Source organism: Arthrobacter sulfonylureivorans (assembly GCF_047607445.1).
Taxonomy (GTDB): Bacteria; Actinomycetota; Actinomycetes; order Actinomycetales; family Micrococcaceae; genus Crystallibacter; species Crystallibacter sulfonylureivorans_A.
Genome location: NZ_JBLKRT010000068.1, coordinates 1 through 5,094, shown reverse-complemented (window position 1 = coordinate 5,094; position 5,094 = coordinate 1). Strand labels below are relative to the sequence as shown.

The 5,094-nt window shown below is 66.3% G+C and carries 5 protein-coding genes; 1 reads left to right on the top strand and 4 read right to left on the bottom strand.

What is annotated here, in order from left to right; all coding sequences use genetic code 11:
* The coding region (locus ACMX2H_RS18630; RefSeq protein ID WP_414962729.1) for a thiamine pyrophosphate-dependent enzyme at positions 1-964 on the top strand (964 nt) is incomplete at its 5' end.
* A 40-nt stretch (positions 965-1,004) separates the two neighbouring features.
* Here ACMX2H_RS18630 and ACMX2H_RS18625 read toward each other — a convergent pair.
* The 4 genes from ACMX2H_RS18625 to ACMX2H_RS18610 form a co-directional block, all read right to left on the bottom strand.
* Entirely contained in the window at positions 1,005-1,760 is a 756-nt protein-coding gene (locus ACMX2H_RS18625) for an amino acid ABC transporter ATP-binding protein (RefSeq protein ID WP_414962727.1), read from the bottom strand.
* Between the two features lie 4 nt (positions 1,761-1,764).
* The gene (locus ACMX2H_RS18620) at positions 1,765-2,550 is read right to left on the bottom strand and encodes an amino acid ABC transporter permease (RefSeq protein WP_414962725.1); all 786 of its coding nucleotides are present in this window, start codon (positions 2,548-2,550) and stop codon (positions 1,765-1,767) included.
* Positions 2,551-2,628: 78 nt separating this feature from the next.
* A complete protein-coding gene (locus ACMX2H_RS18615) occupies positions 2,629-3,450 on the bottom strand; it encodes a basic amino acid ABC transporter substrate-binding protein (protein ID WP_414962724.1) in 822 nt (273 codons plus the stop codon).
* Positions 3,451-3,585: 135 nt separating this feature from the next.
* Complete coding sequence (locus ACMX2H_RS18610; RefSeq protein WP_414962721.1) at positions 3,586-4,986, bottom strand: isochorismate synthase; 1,401 nt, start codon at positions 4,984-4,986, stop codon at positions 3,586-3,588.
* Positions 4,987-5,094 lie beyond the last annotated feature (108 nt).

Here is a 5,094-nt window from a genome sequence, read left to right as displayed (position 1 = left end):
GTTGGCTGAACCCTCTTCCAATGCGCGCTTCGGTCCGAACGCCATTGGTCCCTATCGCATGCTGCTAAGCCGGTTCGGGACACAGGTTGAGCGAGTGGTGGTGTTCGGGCGGCCCACGCTGTCCCGACCGGTGGCAGCCCTGCTGGCGCGCGAGGACGTGCAAACGGCGTTGTTCCAGCCTGAACCGGTCGCCTGGTTCGAGCCGGGGCGGCGGCGCGAACGTGTCATCTCCGAGCCGGAGGACCTCTCCCTGTTCGCCGGTTCGGGCCCGGATGGCTGGCTACGGATGTGGCGGCAGGCAGGCGGAGCCGCCGATGTCGCCTTGATCCAGATGCTGGACGCCGAGCCTGGACTTACCGGGCTGCGGGTGGGCCGCTCGGTTTGGCTGAATACTCGCGGCCGCTTGGTGTTGGGCTCCTCCAACCCGATTCGCGACGTAGACCTGGCGGGCACGCCGATCGACACCCCTGACGCGTTCGTGCACGCCAACCGCGGCCTGGCGGGAATCGACGGCACGGTAGCCACGGCGTCGGGCATTGCGCTGGGGGCAGGAACCGCAACCAGGGCACTCATGGGGGACCTGACTTTCCTGCACGATGCCGGGTCGCTGCTGCTGGGGCCGGGTGAACCCGAGCCCGACCTGCAGATCGTCGTCGTCAACGACTCCGGCGGCGGGATCTTCTCTACGCTGGAACACGGAAAGGTGGGGGAGCAGGCATCGTACGCGTCCGCCGTCGAGCGCCTCTTCGGAACCCCGCACCGGGCGGACCTTGCCTCGCTGGCCGCTGGCTACGGGGTTCAACACCGGCAGGTCAAGGATGCCGACGAGCTGGACGCCGTGCTGTCCGAGCCGGTGACCGGGCGGAGCGTGGTGGAAGTCCGGACGGACCGCAGCCGGCTGCGCAGCCTCCATGCAGAAGTGGCGGCCGCTATTGCGACCGCCACTTCCGGGCTATTGGGCTGAGGTGCAGCTCGGCCCGTGGATCTAGCTTGGCTGCGCCGGGTTAGAGCACCTTCGAGAGGAACGCCTTGGTGCGTTCGTGCTGCGGGTTCCCCAGCACATCCTCGGGCTTGCCCTGCTCCACCACCACGCCGCCGTCCATGAACACCACGCGGTCGCCGACTTCGCGGGCAAAGCCCATTTCGTGCGTCACCACCATCATGGTCATGCCTTCGTCTGCCAGCTGCCGCATGACACCCAGCACATCGCCGACCAGTTCCGGGTCCAGTGCGGAGGTGGGCTCGTCGAAGAGCATCATGTCCGGGTTCATGGAGAGCGCACGCGCGATCGCGACGCGCTGCTGCTGGCCGCCGGAAAGCTGGGCGGGGTAGGCGTTCTCGCGGTTGGCCAGTCCCACCTTCTCCAGGTTCTGCCGGGCAACCTCCATGGCCTCGGCCTTGCCGCGCCTCTTGGCACGGCGCTGGGCCAGGGTGAGGTTACCCAGGACGTTCAGGTGCGGGAACAGGTTGAACTGCTGGAACACCATGCCGATTCGGGTGCGGATCTTGTCCAGATCCGTCTCCGGGTCGGTGATGTCCACGCCTTCCACCAGAATCGTGCCGCTGGTGGGCTCTTCCAGCCGGTTCACGCAGCGCAGCAGCGTGGACTTGCCCGAACCCGACGGTCCGATCACGCAGACTACTTCGCCCTGGTTCACGTGGAAGTCGATGCCCTTGAGCACCTCGTTGTCACCGAAGTTCTTGCAGAGCTCCTTGACCTCGATGGCGGGCCGGTCCTGGCTCAGGGATTGTTCGGTCATGGCGTTACCGGCCTCTCTTGTTGCGCTTCTCCAGCCGGGCGACCAGCTGGGTGAGCGGCAAGGTAATGATCAGGTACATGAGAGCAGCGGCAACCAACGGGGTGGCGTTGGCGTATTGCGAGACTCCGTCACGCGCAAAGGTGGTGAGCTCGCGTTGGTTCAGGGCCATGCCCGCAATGAAGAGCAGCGAGGTGTCCTTGATCAGGATGACCAGCTCATTCGTCAGCGGCGGGGTGACGATGCGGATCGCCTGCGGGAGCACCACGGAGACCATGGTCCAGCTCGGATTCATGCCCAGCGAGCGGGCGGCCTCAAGCTGGCCGCCCGGGACAGCCTCGATGCCGGCGCGGATGGTCTCTGCCATGTAGGCAGCCGAGACGATGATCAGCGCAATCAGGCCTGCGCCTGCGGTGCCTCCCGGCGGGCGCCATTGGAAAGCGATCGGGACGGCGAAGGCGAAAGCGAAGATGACCAGCAGGGCAGGCAGGCCACGGAACAGCTCGATGTAGGCGGTCGCCACCCAGCGGTAAGGGGCCACCGGGGAAAGTTTCATCAGTGCCAGAATCAGGCCCAGGAGCAAGCCGCCGATGAAGGCGATCACGGTATAGATGACCGTGTTCTTGGCCGCGGTGGTGATGATTGCCGGGAATTGTTCGCTGAAGACTTCCGGATTGAGGAAGCTCTCCCGGATGGCCTGCCAATCGGCGAGCAGGATGACGGCGGCTACGGCAGCGATGAAGATGGCGTAGAGGACCCCGCGGAAAAGTCGGCGGCGGGTCGAAGGTTTCACTGGTGATGCCTTCCAGCTGTAAGTCGGCGGCCCTCGTTCCCGGCAATCTTGGCGCGGAAACGAGGGCCGTAGGGCGTACTACTCGGTGAAGTACTTGTCGTAGATTTCCTGGTACTTGCCGTTGTCGCGCAGCGTCGAGAGGGCATCATTGACGGCCGAGACCAGCGCCTCGGAGCCTTCCTTCTTCGCCGCGAAGCCGTACTGCTCGTCGGTCTTGTACTCCTGCACCAGGGTGAACTTGCCGTCCTTGGTGTGGCCGATGTTGACCGGCAGGTCCTGGAGCAAGGCGTCGACCTGGCCGGCCTGGATGGCCTGGTACATCTCGGCGTCGGACGGGAAGGCGACAATCTCGGCGTCGGATGGCGCGTTGTCCCGGGTGTAGGACTCGCCAGTGGTGCCCTGCTGGACCCCGACCTTCTTGCCGGCGAGGTCGTCGATTGCCTTGATGTCCGAGCCCTCCGGAACCAACAGCGACTGCAGCGAGTCGTAGTAGGGGTCGGAGAACGCGATGTTCTTCTTGCGGTCCTCGGTGATGGTCATCGCGCTGGCGCCCAGGTCGCACTGGCCGGCGGCCAGGGTGACACCCGACTGCAGTGCGTCGAAGCCCACGTCCTGGATCGACACTTCAAGGCCCATTTCGGAGGCGATGTCGGTGATGAGATCGATGTCGAAGCCGGTGTACTTCCCGCCCTCTTCGAACTCGAACGGCGGGTAGGGGATGTCGGAGCAGACCGTGAGCGTGCCGGCCTGGACCAGGGGCAGATCGCTACCTGCACCGCTGGCGCTGCCGGTGCTGCCATCGCTGCCGGCGTTGTCCGAGCCGCCGCAGGCGGTCAAAGCGAGTGCCGCGACGGCCAGGAGGGAGAGCCCCTGGGCCGCCTTGGATGCCTTCTTGCGCATAGTTACTACCTTTGTCTCGTTGGAAATCCGGCTTAAGTGTAGCGGGAACACATCCGTCACAGGTGATATGCACCACAGGCTACATTGATTGCTTATTGGGAAACACTATTCTGCCGGATTGTCAGCGAATAGTTATCAGCGGCGCAGGCCCAGTGCCTCGATCATTGGCCGGAACTTCGCCCAGGTTTCCGCCAGCTCGGCCTGCGGATCGGAGCCGTCCACGACGCCGCATCCCGCGTACAGCCGGACCTGCTGCGGGCTTTCCACGACGGCGCCCCGCAGCGCGATTCCCCATTCGCCGTTGCCCGAGCCGTCGGTCCAACCGACCGGACCGGCGTAGGGGCCGCGGTCCATCTGCTCCAGTTCACGGATCAGCGCTCCGGCAACCTCGGTGGGGGTTCCGCAGACAGCGGCCGTGGGGTGCACCGCTTCGGCCAGCTCCAACGACGACGGCGGCTGGCCGGCGTCGTGTGCCAGCTCGGCGGAGACATCGGAGGCCAGATGCCACACATTGGGCAGTTCCAGCACGAACGGCTCGCTGTGTGAGGTCATGGCGGTGGTGAACGGTTCCAGTTTGCGGGTGAGTGAGTCGATTGCGATCTGGTGCTCGTGCCGTTGCTTTTCCGAACCGGCCAGCACCCGCTGGGCGTAGTCGCTGTCCGACTCGCCGGCTTGGTTGTGCGTCCGTGAACGGTCCAGGGTGCCCGCCAGCACACGGGCGCGGGCCACGTTGTTCTCCACCTTGATCAGCATTTCCGGTGTGGAGCCGATCAGTCCGTCCACCGAATACGTCCAGCAATCCTTGTAGCGCGCTGCCAGTTCGCGCAGCACCTGCGCGGTGGCGATCGGCGTCGACAAGTGGGCAACAACGTCCCGGGCCACCACGAGTTTGCTCAGTTCGCCGGCCTGGATGCGCTCCACGCCCGCGGCCACGGCGTCCATGTAGGCCTGCTCGGAAACCTGTCCCGGCACCAACGAGTCGCCCGGATCGGGACTGCGTTCGGCCGAGATTTCCTCCACCCACGCTGCCAGCGCAGCTTCGGCGGTCGCGGCACTGAGCTCGGCGCCGCCGTCGTACGTGAGATAGGTGAGCCAGGCGCGGTCCCCCTCCACGCCCACCAGCACCTCCGGCACCACCAGTCGGGAACGGTGGGCCGAGGTGTAGGAGAACGCGAAAGAACCGAAGGCTACCGGTCCGGTGCCCGGACCGCCCACCTGGTTGTCGATGTCGGCGCCGGCCTGAATGCCGCGCCACCATGCCGCCGCCTGCTGAAAGCGCTCCGGGCCGCTGGCCGTGAACCGGGCCACTTCGCCGAACCCGGCCAGTCCGCCCTCGCGGCGCACCCAGCAGAGCACGTCGTCGCGCACCAGATACTCCAACAGCCCCTGCGTGTCGGGCACCGCAGGCCACTCAACCGTAATGCCGCGCAGGGTGCCGGAAGGGGATTGGCCTGCCGCCTCGGGGGCCGTGCCGACGGCAGCGGCGGCCGGCCGGGTTCCGGGCAGGCCGGACGAGGGGGAGAACGCGGAGGTCATGGATATTAAGCCTACTCTGCCGGGAGGAGAACACCGGCCGCGGGAAGCACAGGCCGGGGGGACGTCCGGCACACGCGAACCGGCCGCGTTCGGGCAGCAGCCCGGGGC